General features: G+C 72.6%; 15 protein-coding genes. 13 read left to right on the top strand and 2 right to left on the bottom strand.

Annotation, left to right across the window (positions count from 1 at the left end; translation table 11 throughout):
* The first annotated feature begins 153 nt into the window (after positions 1-153).
* From ABEA42_RS01135 to hemB, 5 genes are read left to right on the top strand one after another with little or no spacing between them, the layout of a single operon-like run.
* Complete coding sequence (locus tag ABEA42_RS01135) at positions 154-843, top strand: redox-sensing transcriptional repressor Rex (RefSeq protein ID WP_345501403.1); 690 nt, start codon at positions 154-156, stop codon at positions 841-843.
* A complete protein-coding gene (locus ABEA42_RS01130) occupies positions 840-2,150 on the top strand; it encodes a glutamyl-tRNA reductase (RefSeq protein WP_345500569.1) in 1,311 nt (436 codons plus the stop codon). Before ABEA42_RS01135 ends, ABEA42_RS01130 begins: the two co-directional genes overlap by 4 nt.
* Positions 2,147-3,250, top strand: coding sequence for a hydroxymethylbilane synthase (hemC, locus tag ABEA42_RS01125; RefSeq protein WP_345500567.1), 1,104 nt, complete (start codon positions 2,147-2,149; stop codon positions 3,248-3,250). Before ABEA42_RS01130 ends, hemC begins: the two co-directional genes overlap by 4 nt.
* Positions 3,247-4,875: a bifunctional uroporphyrinogen-III C-methyltransferase/uroporphyrinogen-III synthase gene (locus tag ABEA42_RS01120; RefSeq protein ID WP_345500565.1), complete on the top strand. Its 1,629-nt coding sequence runs from the start codon at positions 3,247-3,249 to the stop codon at positions 4,873-4,875. Before hemC ends, ABEA42_RS01120 begins: the two co-directional genes overlap by 4 nt.
* A gap of 7 nt (positions 4,876-4,882) precedes the next feature.
* On the top strand, positions 4,883-5,875 hold the full coding sequence (hemB, locus tag ABEA42_RS01115; RefSeq protein ID WP_345500563.1) for a porphobilinogen synthase: 993 nt from the start codon (positions 4,883-4,885) through the stop codon (positions 5,873-5,875).
* 4 nt (positions 5,876-5,879) lie between these two features.
* Here the strand turns inward: hemB and ABEA42_RS01110 are convergent, their stop codons facing one another.
* Positions 5,880-7,226, bottom strand: a complete 1,347-nt coding sequence (locus ABEA42_RS01110; protein WP_345500561.1) for a 6-phospho-beta-glucosidase — start codon at positions 7,224-7,226, stop codon at positions 5,880-5,882.
* A 108-nt stretch (positions 7,227-7,334) separates the two neighbouring features.
* Here ABEA42_RS01110 and ABEA42_RS01105 point away from each other — a divergent pair, with 108 nt between their 5' ends.
* Entirely contained in the window at positions 7,335-8,468 is a 1,134-nt protein-coding gene (locus ABEA42_RS01105) for a carbohydrate kinase family protein (protein ID WP_345500560.1), read from the top strand.
* 87 nt (positions 8,469-8,555) lie between these two features.
* Here ABEA42_RS01105 and ABEA42_RS01100 read toward each other — a convergent pair whose 3' ends face one another.
* Positions 8,556-9,089: a YceI family protein gene (locus ABEA42_RS01100; protein ID WP_345500558.1), complete on the bottom strand. Its 534-nt coding sequence runs from the start codon at positions 9,087-9,089 to the stop codon at positions 8,556-8,558.
* Positions 9,090-9,206: 117 nt separating this feature from the next.
* Here ABEA42_RS01100 and ABEA42_RS01095 point away from each other — a divergent pair, with 117 nt between their 5' ends.
* The 7 genes from ABEA42_RS01095 (at position 9,207) to ccsB (ending at position 15,724) form a co-directional block, all read left to right on the top strand.
* Positions 9,207-9,701 carry a MarR family winged helix-turn-helix transcriptional regulator gene (locus ABEA42_RS01095; protein ID WP_345500557.1) on the top strand — a complete coding sequence of 165 codons (495 nt, stop codon included), beginning with the start codon at positions 9,207-9,209 and terminating at the stop codon, positions 9,699-9,701.
* Positions 9,702-9,791: 90 nt separating this feature from the next.
* Positions 9,792-11,126: a glutamate-1-semialdehyde 2,1-aminomutase gene (gene hemL, locus ABEA42_RS01090; protein WP_345500555.1), complete on the top strand. Its 1,335-nt coding sequence runs from the start codon at positions 9,792-9,794 to the stop codon at positions 11,124-11,126.
* Positions 11,123-11,770 (top strand): histidine phosphatase family protein, encoded by a 648-nt coding sequence (locus ABEA42_RS01085; RefSeq protein ID WP_345500553.1) that lies wholly within the window; start codon positions 11,123-11,125, stop codon positions 11,768-11,770. The genes hemL and ABEA42_RS01085 overlap by 4 nt, the downstream gene beginning before the upstream one ends.
* Positions 11,767-12,378 (top strand): TlpA family protein disulfide reductase, encoded by a 612-nt coding sequence (locus ABEA42_RS01080; RefSeq protein WP_345500552.1) that lies wholly within the window; start codon positions 11,767-11,769, stop codon positions 12,376-12,378. The genes ABEA42_RS01085 and ABEA42_RS01080 overlap by 4 nt, the downstream gene beginning before the upstream one ends.
* 9 nt (positions 12,379-12,387) lie before the next feature.
* Positions 12,388-13,152 (top strand): cytochrome c biogenesis CcdA family protein, encoded by a 765-nt coding sequence (locus tag ABEA42_RS01075; RefSeq protein ID WP_345500550.1) that lies wholly within the window; start codon positions 12,388-12,390, stop codon positions 13,150-13,152.
* Positions 13,153-13,154: 2 nt separating this feature from the next.
* Positions 13,155-14,735: a cytochrome c biogenesis protein ResB gene (gene resB / locus ABEA42_RS01070; RefSeq protein ID WP_345500549.1), complete on the top strand. Its 1,581-nt coding sequence runs from the start codon at positions 13,155-13,157 to the stop codon at positions 14,733-14,735.
* Entirely contained in the window at positions 14,732-15,724 is a 993-nt protein-coding gene (gene ccsB / locus ABEA42_RS01065) for a c-type cytochrome biogenesis protein CcsB (RefSeq protein WP_345500547.1), read from the top strand. Before resB ends, ccsB begins: the two co-directional genes overlap by 4 nt.
* Position 15,725: the final 1 nt, after the last annotated feature.

The raw sequence follows: 15,725 nt of genomic DNA, 5'->3' as shown, positions 1-15,725 counted from the left end.
GCGCGCGTGGTGACCTGGCTCACAGGCGTTGTCATCACCTGTCGGGACGGGCTTGTGACTTTGTGCATCCGTTCACAAAAGCGTAATCTGCCGTGGGCAGCCCGTATCAGCCAGGTGCGGACCCTGTGGGTCGAGAAGGAGCCGGAGAAGACGTTGTCTGCCGAACCGAGCGCTCGTCGGGGCATCCCCGACGCCACGGTGGCCCGGCTACCGGAGTACCTGCGCGCCCTCACCGGGCTCGCCGAGCGGGGGATCACCTCCGTCTCCTCCGAGGAGCTCGCCACCGCCGCCGGGGTACGCAGCGCGAAGCTCCGCAAGGACCTCTCCCACCTCGGGTCGTACGGCGTGCGCGGCGTGGGCTACGAGGTGGACCACCTCGCCTACCAGATCTCGCGCGAGCTCGGCCTGACCCAGGACTGGCCCGTGGCCATCGTCGGCATGGGAAACCTCGGCCACGCGCTCGCGGCCTACAGCGGCTTCGCCACGCGTGGCTTCCGCGTCGTCGCCCTGCTCGACCAGGACCCGGCCCTGCACGGCCAGGAGATCGCCGGCATCGCCGTGCAGCCGATGGACGCGCTGGACTCGCTCGTCAACGACGAGGGCCTTGCCATCGGTGTCATCGCGACTCCCGCCGCCTCCGCCCAGGGCGTCTGCGACCAGCTCGTCAAGGCCGGCGTCCGCTCGATCCTCAACTTCGCCCCCTGCGTGCTCGTCGTCCCCGAGGGCGTGGACGTGCGCAAGGTCGACCTGTCCACCGAGCTGCAGATCCTCGCCTTCCACGAGCAGCGCAAGGCGCTCGCCGCCCAGGGCGCGCTCGACGTCGCGGCGGTGGTGTCCCGGTGAGCCTCGTCGTCCTGGGGTTGTCGCACCACACGGCACCGCTGTCCCTGCTCGAGTCGATGTCCCTCGACGCCGCCGGTCGCGGCCGCCTCGCCGCCGGCCTGTTCGCGCGCGACAACCTCTCCGAGGTCACCGTCGTGTCCACGTGCAACCGCACCGAGGTGTACGCCGAGTCGCTCACCTTCCACGGAGCCGTCACCGACATCACCGACGCCCTCACCGAGGTCACCGGCGTGGCCCGCGACGAGCTGCGCGAGCACCTCTACGTCCACTACGAGGACCGCGCGATCGCGCACGCCTTCACTGTCGCCTGCGGGCTCGACTCGATGGCGGTGGGCGAGGCGCAGATCCTCGGCCAGATGCGCACCTCGCTGCGTGAGGCGCAGCGGGCAGGCCACGCAGGTCCGTCGCTCAACACCCTCTTCCAGCAGGCCCTGCGGGTGGGCAAGCGTGCCCACACCGAGACCGGCATCGACGCCGTGAGCGTCTCGCTCGTCGAGGCGGGTCTGGCCCGGGCCGAGCGCGACCTCGGCCCGCTGTCGGGGCTCGACGTCCTCGTCGTGGGTGCCGGTGGCATGAGCTCCCTGGCGGCCACCACGGTGGCGCGACGCGGGGTCCGTTCCCTGACCATCGTCAACCGCACCCTGTCCAAGGCGACCCGCCTGGCCGAGCGCACGGGCGGCCGGTCCCGGCCGCTCGACGAGCTCGGCCCCGCGCTCGCCGACGCCGACGTGGTGATCTCCTGCACCGGCTCGACCGGTGTCGTGGTCAGCCTCGCCTGCGCCGCCGACGCGCAGGTCGCCCGCGGTGGCCGTCCGCAGGCCTACGTCGACCTGGCGCTGCCGCACGACGTGGCCCCGGAGGTCGACTCGCTCAACGGCGTCAGCCTCGCCGGGCTGGCCTCCCTCGGCGAGGACCTGGCCGGCAGCCAGACCTCCAGCGAGGTCCAGCAGGTCGCCGACCTCGTCATCGGCGAGGTGGCCGCCTACCTCACCTCCCGTGCCGCCGAGACGGTTGCGCCGACCGTTGCCGCGCTGCGCTCCCACGCCGCCGACGTGGTCGCCGGTGAGCTGAGCCGCCTCGACCAGCGCCTCCCCGACCTCGACGACACCTCGCGGGCCGAGGTGCAGCTCGCGGTGCACCGGATCGTCGAGAAGCTCCTGCACACCCCGACGGTCCGCGTGAAGGAGCTCGCCGTCGGCGGCCAGGGCGACGGCTACGCCCAGGCCCTGCGCGAGCTCTTCGACCTCGGCCCCGGCGAGGCGGCCACCGCCTCGGTCCCGCCGCCCCGGTCGGGAGGTATGCCGTGAGCGACACCTCCGTGCGCGCCGCCGCACCCCTGACCCTGCGCCTCGGCACCCGGCGCAGCGCCCTGGCCACCACCCAGTCCAGCTGGGTCGCGGACCGGCTCCGCGCGCTGGGCCACACCGTCGACCTGGTCACCATCGTCACCGAGGGCGACACCTCCACCGAGTCGCTCGCGAGCCTCGGCGGCACCGGTGTGTTCGCAGCTGCGCTGCGGCGGGCCCTCCTCGAGGGTGAGGTCGACTTCGCCGTCCACTCCCTCAAGGACCTGCCCACCGCGCCGGAGCCCGGTCTCACCGTCGTCGCGGTGCCGGGCCGGGAGGATCCCCGCGACGTCCTCGTCGCCTCCGGCGGTCGCACGCTCGGCGAGCTGGGGGAGGGTGCCGTCGTCGGCACCGGCTCTCCGCGCCGCGTCGCGCAGCTCGCGGCCCTCGGCCTGGGGCTGGGCTTCAAGGACATCCGTGGCAACGTCGACACCAGGATCTCGATGGTCCGCGACGGTGCGCTCGACGCCGTGGTCCTCGCCCGGGCCGGGCTCGCACGGCTCGGCCGCCTCGACGAGGTCACCGAGGCCCTCGACCCGCTGCAGGTGCTCCCCGCCCCGGGGCAGGGAGCGCTCGCCGTCGAGTGCCGCACCGACGACGCCTCGACCCGGGCGGCGCTGGCAGTCCTCGACGACGCCGACACGAGGGCCTGCGTGACCGCCGAGCGCGCGGTGCTCGCCGCCCTCGAGGCCGGCTGCTCCGCCCCCGTCGGCGCGCTCGCCGAGGTCGTCGAGGGCGAGGACGGCCTCGAGCTGTCGCTGCGCGCGTTCGTCGGCAGCGTCGACGGCGCCGTCGACCTGCGCCGGTCGCTCGTGGGTCCGGTCGGCGACGCCGAGTCGCTCGGCCACCGCCTGGCGGCCGTGCTCCTCGAGGACGGCACCGACCTGCTCCGCGGCCCTGAGGAACGCCCGCCGGCCGCACCGGGGCCCTCGGCCGTGACCGCCCTGCGCGACCACACCGCCGACAGCTGGCCCCCCGACCCAGCCGGGGCGAACGGACCACATCCGCTCGCCGCCCCCGACCGCCGCCCAGAACACGACAGCACGGAGCGTGCCACGTGAGCCCCACGCGCTCGACCCAGCCCACCAAGCCCACCACCCGTCTGCCCGGTCGGGTCGCCTTCGTCGGCGCCGGCCCCGGCGACGCCGGTCTCATGACCGTGCGCTCGCTGGAGCTCCTCGCGAAGGCCGACGCGGTCGTCATCGACCAGGTCGCCCGCGAGTCCGTCGTCGAGCGCTACTGCCGCGCCGACGTCGAGGTCGTCGACGCCGGCCACGGCGACCACGGCCAGCCGCTGACCCACGCGATGCGCGCCAAGCTGGTCGTCAAGGCGGCCAAGGCCGCCCACGGCGGCCTCGTCGTACGCCTCATGGACGGCGACCCGGCGACCTTCAACGGTCTGGCCGAGGAGGCCCTCGCCTGCCAGAAGGCCGGCATCGGCTTCGACATCGTCCCCGGCGTCAGCGCGGTCACCGCGGTCCCCGCCTACGCGGGCATCCCGCTGACCTCGAGCAGCTCGCCGGCGGTGCACGTCATCTCCGCCAACGACCGGTCCGTCGACTGGTCCGCCTCGGCGACCGAGTCGGTCACCGTCGTGCTGCTCGGCGCCCCGGACGACCTGGCCGGCGCACTGGCCAAGCTGCTCGCGGCCGGCCGCCCGGAGTCGAGCCCGGTCGCCCTGACCGAGCGCGGCACGACGATCCGCCAGTCCACCCGGGTCACCACCCTCGGTGAGGTCGCCAAGGTCATGAAGACCGTGGAGTTCCCGGCCCTCGCGGTCGTCGGCACCACGGTGGCCCTGCGCGAGCAGCTGTCGTGGTTCGAGACCAAGCCGCTGTTCGGGTGGAACGTCCTCGTCCCGCGGACCAAGGAGCAGTCGGGCTCGACGATCTCGCGCCTGGAGTCCTACGGCGCGACCGCCGAGGTCGTGCCGACGATCAGCGTCGAGCCGCCGCGCACGCCCCAGCAGATGGAGCGCGCGGTCAAGGGCCTGGTCACCGGTCGGTACGAGTGGATCGGCTTCACCTCCGTCAACGCCGTCAAGGCGGTCCGCGAGAAGTTCGAGGAGTTCGGGCTCGACGCGCGCGCGTTCGCCGGCCTCAAGGTCGCCGCGGTCGGCGGGGTCACCGCCGAGGCGCTGCACGAGTGGGGCATCGTCCCCGACCTCGTGCCGTCCGGCGAGAAGTCCGCCAACGGGCTGCTCGCGGACTGGCCACCGTTCGACGAGGTGCTCGACCCCATCAACCGGGTCTTCCTGCCGCGCGCCGACATCGCCACGGACACCCTGGTCGCCGGCCTGCAGGCCGCCGGCTGGGAGGTCGACGACGTGACGGCCTACCGCACCGTACGGGCGGCCCCGCCCGCCGCGGCGGTCCGCGAGGCCATCAAGGGCGGCCAGTTCGACGCCGCGGTGTTCACCTCGTCCTCGACCGTGCGCAACCTCGTCGGCATCGCCGGCAAGCCGCACCCCTCGACGGTGATCGCCTGCATCGGCCCGGCGACGGCCAAGGCGGCGGAGGAGCACGGCCTGCGGGTCGACGTCCTCGCCCCCGAGGCCTCCTCGGACGCGCTGGTCGACGCCCTGGCCGACTACGGCCTCGGCCTCGCCGCGGCTGCTGCCGAGGCCGGTGAGGCCGTCGTCCGACCGAGCGCGAAGAAGTCCTCCTCGCGTCGCCGCGCGAGGTGAGCAGGTCTTGACCCACCCAGCAGGTCACCCGTCGGGGCCGGTCCTGCGGCCCCGACGGCTGCGCCAGTCGCCCGCCGTCCGCAGGCTCGTCGCCGAGACGCGGCTGCACCCGGCCGAGCTGGTGCTGCCGGTGTTCGTCCGTGAGGGCATCACCGAGCCGGTCGCCATCTCCGCCATGCCCGGGGTCGTCCAGCACACCGTGGAGTCGCTGGTCGCCGAGGCGCAGCGCGCCGCCGACGCCGGGCTCGGCGGGATCATGCTGTTCGGCGTCCCGGAGCACAAGGACGCGGTGGGCTCGGGGGCGGACGACCCTGACGGCATCCTCAACGTCGCGCTCCGCGCCGTCGCCGACGCGGTGGGCGACCGCTTGGTCGTCATGGCCGACCTCTGCCTCGACGAGTTCACCGATCACGGGCACTGCGGCGTCCTCACCGCCGACGGCCGCGTCGACAACGACGCGACGCTCGAGCGGTATGCCGCGATGGGCCTCGCGCAGGCCCGCGCCGGCGCCGAGGTCCTCGGGCTCTCCGGGATGATGGACGGCCAGGTGGCCTTCGTCCGCGACGCGCTCGACGCCGAGGGCTTCACCGACACGGTCATCCTCGCCTACTCCGCGAAGTACACCTCCGGGCTCTACGGCCCGTTCCGCGAGGCGGTGCAGTCCTCGCTGCAGGGTGACCGCGCGACCTACCAGCAGGACCCGGCCAACGCCACGGAGTCCCTTCGCGAGCTGGAGCTCGACATCGCCGAGGGCGCCGACATCGTCATGGTGAAGCCCGCCGGGCCGCACCTCGACATCGTCGCCGCTGCTGCTGCCATGTCACCGGTTCCCGTTGCGGCGTACCAGATCTCGGGTGAGTACGCGCAGATCGTCGCGGCTGCCGAGAACGGCTGGATCGACCGCGAGCGGGTGATGATGGAGTCGCTCATCGGCATCCGCCGGGCGGGTGCGCAGATCATCCTCACGTACTTCGCCTTCGACGCCGCCGCCCTGCTCTGACCCGTCAGGGCCGTCGGGTGAAGACGGCGTCGACGGCCGGGATCCGGGCGCGGTAGCCGCGCAGCAGCTCGCGGGCGACGGTGACCGAGTCGACGAGCGGGTGCAGGGCGAACGCCTCGACGGCCTCGCGCTCCGAACCCGTCGCCGCGGCCGAGATCGTCAGGCGCTCGACGGCCTTGACCTGCAGCACGAGCCCGAGCTGGTGGGCGGTGAGCGGGCTGACCGGTAGGGGGCGGGGCCCGGCGGCGTCGACGGTGCAGGGCACCTCCACCACCGCGTCCTCGGGCACCCCCGGGACCGCACCCGCGCTGCGTACGTTGAGGATCAGCGAGGTGGCCTCGCCCCGGGCGATCGCGGCCATGATGGCCAGCGCCACGCCCTCGTAGCCCCCGCCCTGGACGTCGTCCTCGTCGCGTTCCTGGCCCTCGTCGCGGGCCTCCTTCATGTAGGTCGCGTTGCGCTCCCTGCGCACGCGGTCCCACTCGCCGTACGGGTCGTCGCCCGCCCTCGCGAGGGCGGCGTAGAAGCCGCGCTGCTGCGCCAGGAGGTACTCGCCGCGGGTCTGGTCGGCGGCACGGATCGAGGCGACGGCCTCACGGTTGAAGTAGTAGTAGTAGAGGTACTCGTTGGGGATCGCGCCGAGCGTCCGCAGCCACTCCAGGCCGAACAGCGGCCCCTCCTCCATGGAGCCGAGCAGGCGGTCGTCGGCGAGCAGGTCCGGGAGCACGTCGCGGCCACCCGAGTGCAGGCCGCGCAGCCAGCCGAGGTGGTTGAGCCCGACGTAGTCGACCGTGGTGCCGGCCGGGTCGATGCCGAGGGTGGCCGCAGCCCGGCGGGCCAGGGCGATGGGGGAGTCGCAGATGCCGACCGCCCGGTCGCCGAGGACCTGCTGCATGGCCTCGGTGACCATGCCTGCGGGGTTGGTGAAGTTGATGACCCAGGCGTCGGGGGCCAGGGCCCGGACGCGCTCGGCGACGTGGCGGGCCACGGGCAGCGTGCGCAGGCCGAACGAGAGGCCGCCCGGTCCCGTGGTCTCCTGCCCGAGGACACCGAGGTCGAGGGCCACGCGCTCGTCCGCGGTGCGCCCCTCGAGGCCGCCGACCCGGATGGCGGAGAAGACGAAGTCGGCGCCCTCGAGCGCCTCGTCGAGCTCGGTCGTCGTGATGACGGTGGGGGCGTCGTCATGGCCCGCGCCCATCTGTGCGAGGACCCTCCCGATCGCCTCCAACCGTGCCGGGTCGACGTCGTGCAGCCGCACCTCGTCGACGCGGCGTTCGTGGTGGTCGGTGAGCAGCGCGCCGTAGACCAGCGGCGTGCGGAAGCCGCCCCCGCCCAGGATCGTCAGCCTCATGCAGGCAACCTAGCCGTGCCCGCCACGGGCTGCCCACGCCCGCTCCTTGTCACTCCCCGGGTGGCACGGCATTCTGGCGGCACACCGACCGACGACAGGAGCCGTCCCGTGCCAGAGCAGGCCGACGAGCAGGCCTACGACCCCCTGGCCGCGCTGCGGACCCCCGACGCCCCAGACCTGGACGTGCTCATCTGGGGGACGGTGTTCCTCGACATCATCTTCACCGGCCTGGCCGCGCTGCCCGAGGACGGGCAGGAGGTGTGGGCGGACGGTATGGGGTCGTGCCCTGGTGGCATCGCCAACCTCGCCGTCGCCGCGCGACGCCTGGGCCTGCGCACCTCGCTCGCCGCGGCGTTCGGTGACGACGCGTACGGCGACTTCTGCTGGGAGACTCTGGCGGACTTCGAGCACGTGGACCTCAGCCGCTCGCGCCGGTTCGAGGGGTGGCACTCGCCCGTCACGGTGTCGATGGCGGTCAACCGCGACCGCGGGATGGTCAGCCACGGCCACGCCCCGCCGCTCGGGCCGTCGGAGCTGATCGGCACCCCGCCGCGGTCGCGGGCCGTCATGGTGGAGCTGTCCGAGGAGCGGCCGCTGGTCGACGGCTCCGAGGCGACCTGGGTGCAGCAGGCGCAGTCGGCAGGGGCGCTGGTCTTCGCCGACGTGGGCTGGGACCCGAGCGGTCGGTGGTCACCCGACGTCCTCGACCAGCTCGAGGTGGTGCACGGGTTCCTGCCCAACGCGGGGGAGGCCATGGCCTACACGCGCACCAGCACGCCCCACGAGGCGCTCTACGCCCTCGCGGACCGGGTCCCCCTGGCCGTGGTGACCAACGGCGAGTCCGGGGCCCTGGCCATCGACTCGGCCACGGGGGAGGAGGCGGTGGTGCCGGCCCTGCGCGTCCCGGCGATGGACCCGACGGGGGCGGGCGACGTGTTCGGCGCCTCGATGGTGCTCGGGACGCTGGCCGGCTGGCCGCTCCAGCAGCGCCTGGCGTTCGCCGCGCTGTGCTCCTCGTTGTCCGTGCAGCAGTTCGGCGGCAGCCTCGCCGCGCCGGGCTGGGGTGACATCGCCGACTGGTGGACGCACCAGCGCGCCTCCGGCGACCGCACCTCGTACCACCTGTCGCTGCTGCGCCGCTACGGCTTCCTCGACGACCTCGTCCCCACGATCCCGCTGGGCGCCGGGCGCCGGGCCACCGCGACGATCGCCCGCCATGTCGACGTGGAGGGCTACCCCTGAGGGGTGCGCGGAAGGGGCCGGTCCCTCTCGGAACCGGCCCCTTCGGGTCGTGCGTCGGGCTGGTGGGCCCGTTGTGCCTCGTCTGGCTCAGGCGGCCTTGACGAGCTGGACGTCCAGGTTGATCTTGATCTTCTCGGAGACGAGCACGCCGCCACCCTCGAGGGCCACGTTCCACTCCAGGCCGAAGTCCTTGCGGTTGATCTCGGTGGTGGCCTCGAAGCCGGCCTTCTGGTTGCCCCACGGGTCGGTGGCGAGGCCGTTGAACTCGAGGTCGAACTCGACGGGCTTGGTGACGCCCTTGATGGTCAGGTCGCCCTTGAGGGTGTCCTCGGTGACCGCGGTCGAGGTGAAGCTCATGGTCGGGTTGTTCTCCACGTCGAAGAAGTCGCCGGACTTGAGGTGGGCGTCGCGGTCGGCGGAGCCGGTGTCGACCGAGGCGAGCTGGACGACCGCGGTGACCTGCGAGGCGGTGACGTCGTCGGCGACCTTGGCGGCGCCCTCGAACTCGTTGAACTTGCCGCGGACCTTCGTCACCATGAGGTGGCGGGCGGTGAAGCCGAGCTCGCTGTGCGAGGCGTCGATGTTCCAGGTGCCGGCGGGGAGGTCGTTGATGCTGGCCATGAGTTTCTCCTGTGTCGAGGGGGTGGTCCGCGGGACTTTCCCGCGGCGTCACTGTGTTGAACATAGCAGAGTTGATTTATATTTCAACCAACTGACCGAGATGGGATACTGACCACCATGAGCACCACCGTGACCGCGCCACCGCGCTGGCTGTCGCCCGAGCAGCAGGACGCCTGGCGCGCCTACCTGCGGGGCACCCGCCTGCTGGAGGCCGCGCTCGACCGCGACCTGCAGTCCCACGGCGTCCAGCTGTCCGAGTACGAGATCATCTCCATGCTGTCCGAGGCGCCGGGGCGCCGGCTGCGCATGTCCGGCCTGGCCGACCTCGTCGTGCAGTCCCGCAGCCGGCTCACCCACACCGCCGCCCGGCTGGAGAAGCGGGGATGGGTACGGCGTGAGTCGTGCCTGGAGGACCGCCGCGGCGTCGAGCTCGTGCTCACCGAACGCGGGCTGGAGGCGGTCCGCGACATGGCGCAGGTCCACATCGAGAGCGTCCGCCGCAACATCGTCGACACCATGTCGCCCGAGCAGTTCGCGGCGCTGGGCGTTGCCATGGCGGCCGTGCGGGACGCGATCCTCGCCGGCGGGCTCCCCTCCTGCAGCGAGGTCTGACCCCGACCCGCCGCGCCACCGTGTGAGCCTGCGCACCCCTGCCGCGGCACCCGTGCTCGCACGCTCAGGTACGGCTGTGACAATGGGGCCATGACGCCCTACCCCTTCGACGCCCCGGCTTCGCAGGCCCTGCTCGAACGCGCCCTCGCGGTCACGCCCGGCGGCGTCAACTCGCCGGTCCGCGCCTTCCGCGCCGTCGGCGGGACGCCGCGGTTCATGGCCTCCGGCGCGGGTCCCTACCTCACCGACGTCGACGGCCGCGAGTACGTCGACCTCGTGGGCTCTTGGGGGCCGATGATCCTCGGTCACCGCCACCCGGCTGTCGTCGAGGCCGTGCAGGCCGCGGTGGCCGACGGGTTCTCGTTCGGCACCCCGAGCGAGAACGAGGTGCGGCTCTGTGAGGAGATCGTCGCCCGTGTCGAGCCGGTGGAGCAGGTGCGCCTGGTGTCCAGCGGCACCGAGGCCACCATGAGCGCCATCCGCCTCGCCCGCGGCTACACCGGCCGCTCGCTCGTCGTGAAGTTCGCGGGCTGCTACCACGGCCACGTCGACTCCCTGCTCGCGCAGGCCGGGTCCGGGGTCGCGACGTTCGCCCTCCCGGACTCCGCGGGCGTGCCCAAGGAGATGGCGGCCGAGACCATCGTGCTGCCCTACAACGACCTCGCCGCCGTCGAGCAGGCGTTCGCCGCCCAGGGCGCCGAGATCGCCGCCGTCATCACCGAGGCGTCGCCGGGCAACATGGGCGTCGTCCCGCCGGCCCCCGGCTTCACCGAGGGACTGCGCCGCATCACCGCCGCCCACGGTGCCCTGCTCATCTCCGACGAGGTCATGACGGGCTTCCGCTGCTCGGCCGCCGGCTGGTACGGACTCGAGGGACCGTACGACGCGGGCGCCCCCGACCTGTTCACCTTCGGCAAGGTCATGGGCGGCGGCTTCCCGGCCGCCGCGTTCGGCGGTCGTGCCGATGTCATGGCGCTGCTCGCCCCGGTCGGCCCGGTCTACCAGGCAGGCACCCTGTCGGGGAACCCGGTCGCGACCGCCGCCGGGAGGGCGACCCTCGAGCAGTGCACGCCCGCGCTGTACGCCCGCCTCGACGAGGCGGCCGACGCCCTCACCGCCGCGCTGCGCGACGAGCTCGGCCGCGCCGGGGTCCCGCACACGATCCAGCGGGCCGGCAGCATGTTCAGCGTCTTCTTCCGCGACGGCGCGGTCACCGACTACGACGGGGCGCGCGCCCAGCACGTGCCGGCGTTCGGCGCGTTCTTCCACTCGATGCTCAGCCAGGGTGTCTACCTGCCGCCGAGCGCGTTCGAGTCGTGGTTCGTGAGCGGGGCGCACGACGACGCCGCGGTCGACCGGGTCGTCTCGGCGGTGCCCGCCGCGGCGGCAGCGGCTGCCGAGGCGTTTGCGACAATCGACTCATGACCGCCGCCCCGCGCACCGTGGTGCACCTGCTGCGCCACGGCGAGGTGCACAACCCCGAGGGCGTGCTCTACGGGCGCCTCGACGGCTACCACCTGTCCGAGCTCGGTACTCGCATGGCGCAGGCCGCGGCACGCCACCTCGAGGACCACGACGTGACGCACGTGGTCGCCTCCTCGCTCACCCGGGCGCAGGAGACCGCCGCGCCGATCGCCGCCTCCCACGGCCTGTCGGTCACCACCGACGACCGGGTCATCGAGGCGGGCAACTCCTTCGAGGGGGAGCAGGTCGGCTCGATGAGCCCGCTGGCGTTCGTGCGCCCGCGCTACTGGGGCCGCATCGTCAACCCGCTGCGGCCGTCGTGGGGCGAGCCCTACAGCGAGATCGCCACGCGGATGGTCGAGGCGGTCGCCGACGCTCGCGAGCACGCCCGCGGCCACGAGGCCGTGGTCGTCTCCCACCAGCTGCCGATCTGGACCCTGCGCAACCAGCTCGCCGGCAAGCGGCTGTGGCACGACCCGCGCAGGCGCGAGTGCCGGCTGGCGTCGCTGACGACGTTCACCTACGTCGGCGACGAGCTGGAGTCCATCACCTACTGCGAGCCCGCTGCGGCGCTGCTCGCGGAGTCGCGCGGTGGCACCGGATGAGGTCGCACGCCCCACGCCGTACGGTGCGGCCGGTCGCGCTGCTCGCGGCGCCGGTCCTGGCGCTGTCCCTCGCCGCGTGCTCGCAGGACCCGAACTCCATCGCGGCGCAGGCGAAGTCCGGCAACCGACAGGGCTACATCTCCGGTGACGGGACCGTCGAGCAGATCCCGGCCGCCAAGCGCAACAAGCCGGTCGTCCTCTCAGGGAAGACGCTCGACGACCAGTCCTGGTCGGTCGCCGACCAGTCGGGCAAGGTCGTCGTCCTCAACGTCTGGGCCTCGTGGTGCCCGCCGTGCGAGAAGGAGGCGCCCGAGCTCAAGAAGTCGGCCGAGGCCGTCGCCGCGGCAGGCAAGCCGGTCGTGTTCATGGGCATCAACACCCGTGACAACCCGTCCTCCGGCAGGGCGACCGCCAAGCGGCAGGGCATCCCCTACCCCTCGCTCGACGACCAGGACGGCCAGATGATCCTGGCGCTGCAGGGCAAGGCGCCCACGCCTCCGGTGACGCTCGTGCTCGACCCGAAGGGGCGCATCGCGGCCCGGGTCCTGGGCGAGGTGACGTCGTCCACCCTCGAGGGGCTGGTCGACGACGTCCTGGCCGAGAAGTAGGCACGGATCTTGATCGCAGACGTCACGGACGCGGTGACCACCGGCGCGCTCCCGGTCGCCCTCGTCGTCGCCCTCGTCGCCGGGGCGGTCTCGTTCGCCTCGCCGTGCGTGCTGCCGCTGGTGCCAGGCTTCCTCGGCTACGTCACCGGGCTGTCCGACGAGTCGCTCGCCCAGCGCTCGCGGCACCGGATGGTCGCCGGGGCCCTGCTGTTCGTGCTGGGTTTCACGGTCGTGTTCATGGCCACGACGGCGTTCCTCGCCGGGGTCGGGGCGACGCTCGTCGAGCACCGCCAGGGCCTCATGCGGCTCGGCGGCGTGCTCGTCATCCTCATGGCGCTGGTTTTCATCGGGGTCGGCAGCCGGCTGGGCTCGCAGCGCGAGCTCAAGGTCCACCGCCGCCCGGCCTCGGGCCTGGCCGGAGCACCGTTCCTCGGCGCGGTCTTCGGCCTGGGCTGGGCGCCCTGCACCGGACCGACCCTCGGCGCCGTCGTGCTCCTCGCGACGACCACCGGTGACCAGCCCGCGGTGGTCCGCGGCATCGTCCTCGCCCTGGCCTACTCGCTCGGCCTCGGGCTGCCGTTCGTGCTCATCGCCGCCGGGTTCGAGCGGTTCGGCCGGGTCTCGGCGTTCCTGCGCCGGCACCAGCGCGGCATCCAGCTCTTCGGCGGCGGCCTGCTCCTCGTCATCGGACTGCTCCTCGTGACCGGCCTCTGGGAGTCCTGGACGCGCTACGTGCAGACCTCCCTCGTCAACGGCTTCCAGACGGTGATCTGACCATGGCACAGCAGACCAAGGACGCCACCGAGGGGATCACCCAGCCGAGGCTGGGCGCCGTCGGCTGGCTGCGCTGGATGTGGCGGCAGCTGACGAGCATGCGCACCGCGCTGTTCCTGCTGCTGCTGCTCGCGATCGCCGCGTTGCCCGGCTCGATCTGGCCCCAGCGCAGCATCGACTCGGCGCGCACCGCCGACTGGATCGCCAACCACCCCAAGGCCGGCCCGATCCTCGACCGGTTGGGCTTCTTCGAGGTCTACGCCTCGCCGTGGTTCGCGGCGATCTACCTCCTGCTCTTCATCTCCCTCGTGGGCTGCGTCCTGCCGCGCAGCAAGGTGCACTGGAAGGCGATGCGGTCGACGCCGCCGCGCGCCCCTGCCCGACCCGAGCGCCTGCCCTCCTCGGCGACGGCCGAGACGGACGCGGACGTGCAGACCGTATTGGCGGCCGCGCGCGAGGTGCTGAAGGGCAAGCGGTTCCGCACCCACACCCACGACCTCACCTCGGTCAGCGCCGAGAAGGGCTACCTCAAGGAGACCGGCAACCTCGTCTTCCACCTGGCGCTGATCTTCGTCATCGTGGGCGTCGCGGTGGGCCACCTGTTCGGGTGGAAGGGCGACGTCATCGTGCCCGTCGGGAAGAGCTTCGCGAACTCGCTGATCCAGTACGACACGTTCAGCCCCGGCCCCTGGGTCGACCCCTCGAGCCTGTCGCCGTTCAGGATCACGGTCGACAAGCTCGACGCCACCTTCGAGGAGAACGTCACCGGCCGTGGCCAGTTCGGCCAGCCGCGGGACTTCACCGCCCACGTGACCACGGTGGCCGAGCCGGGCGCGACGCCGAAGCAGTCGACCATCAAGGTCAACCACCCGCTGGAGATGGACGGCGCGGGCGTCTTCCTGCTCGGCAACGGCTACGCCCCGGTCATCACGGTCCGCGACAAGGACGGCAACGCGACCTACAGCGGGCCGGTGCCCTTCCTCGCCCAGGACAACAACTACACCTCCGTCGGGGCGGTGAAGGTGCCCGGTGCGCAGCCCAAGCAGCTCGGGTTCTCCGGCCTGTTCCTGCCCACCGCGGTCATCGACAAGGAGAAGGGCCCCACGTCGATCTTCCCCGACGCCAAGAAGCCGGCGCTGGCGCTGACGCTCTTCGAGGGCACCCTCTTCCCCGGCGGCCGGCCGCAGTCGGTATACGTGCTCGACACCGCGGAGATGACCCAGGTCAAGACCGCCAAGGGCCAGCCGCTGCGCATCTGGCTCGAGCCGGGCAAGACCTTCACCCTGCCGGGCGACCGCGGCAGCATCACGTTCGACAGCGTCGACCGGTTCGCCGGGCTGTCGATCCGGCACGACCCCGGCAAGTACGTCACGCTGGTGGCGGCCCTGCTCGCCCTGGGCGGCCTCATCGCCTCCCTGGTCATCCGGCGCCGTCGCGTGTTCGTCCGCGTTTCGCCTGCGCAGGACGGCGGACGTACCGTGGTGACCGTCGGCGGTCTCGCCAAGGGCGACGACGACGGGCTTCAAGAGGTGGTCGAGGACGTCCTCGCCGCCGTGGAACGACGATTGGGCACCAGCACATGACGAACGAGACGCTCGCCGGATACGCCAACGTGAGCCTGTACTCGGCGATGGCGGTCTTCACCATCGCCATGCTGTGCCACGCCGTCTACCTCGCAGGCCTGCTGCCGGCCCGCGACCGGGCCGCGGACCGAGCCACCGACCGCACCTCCGAGCGCGAGCTCGTCAGCGCCGGTGCAGCGGGCACCGCGGTCGACGTACCCTCGGAGGTCGCACCCACCCCCGACGAGGACCACGACGTGCCCTCGCGGGCGCGGGCCGCCGCCGGCATCGCCTCGACGACGACCTGGCTGGGCGGCATGCTCCTGCTGCTGTCGGTCGTCCTGCGCGGGCTCTCGGTCGACCGGTGGCCGCTGGGCAACATGTTCGAGTTCGCCGTGATGGGCTCGATGTTCACCTCGCTGGCCTACTCGATCTGGTCGATGAAGCGCGACCTGCGCTGGCTGGGCCTGTTCATCACCGGCCCGATCCTGCTCGTGCTCGGCATGGCCGTCCGCGTCTGGTACACCGAGGCCGCCGAGCTGCTGCCCTCGCTGCAGAGCTACTGGCTGGTCATCCACGTCACCGTCGCGGTGCTCGCCACCGCGGTCTTCACCATCGGGGCGGCCGCGACGGCCGTGTACCTGGTCAAGGACGCCTTCGCCCGGTCCGGCCGCGCGAGCGTGCTCGACCGGTTCCCCGACGCCCCGGCCCTGGAGCGCACGGCGTACGGCCTGTACATCGTGGCATTCCCGCTGTGGACCTTCACCCTCATCGCCGGTGCCATCTGGGCGCGCCAGGCGTGGGCGTCGTACTGGAACTGGGACCCGAAGGAGGTCTGGACGTTCGTGATCTGGGTGGTCTACGCGGCCTTCCTGCACTCGCGCGCGACCAGCGGCATCAGCCGCCAGACGGCCAGCTACATCGCCCTGGCCGGCTACGCCTGCATCATCGTCAACTTCGCCGTGGTCAACGTGTTCTTCGTCGGCCAGCACTCCTACTCCGGCCTGTGAG

Source organism: Pedococcus ginsenosidimutans (genome assembly GCF_039544395.1).
GTDB classification, from domain to species: domain Bacteria; phylum Actinomycetota; class Actinomycetes; order Actinomycetales; family Dermatophilaceae; genus Pedococcus; species Pedococcus ginsenosidimutans.
The sequence above is the reverse complement of the archived record's forward strand: the minus strand, read 5'-3'. Positions and strand labels throughout refer to the sequence as shown.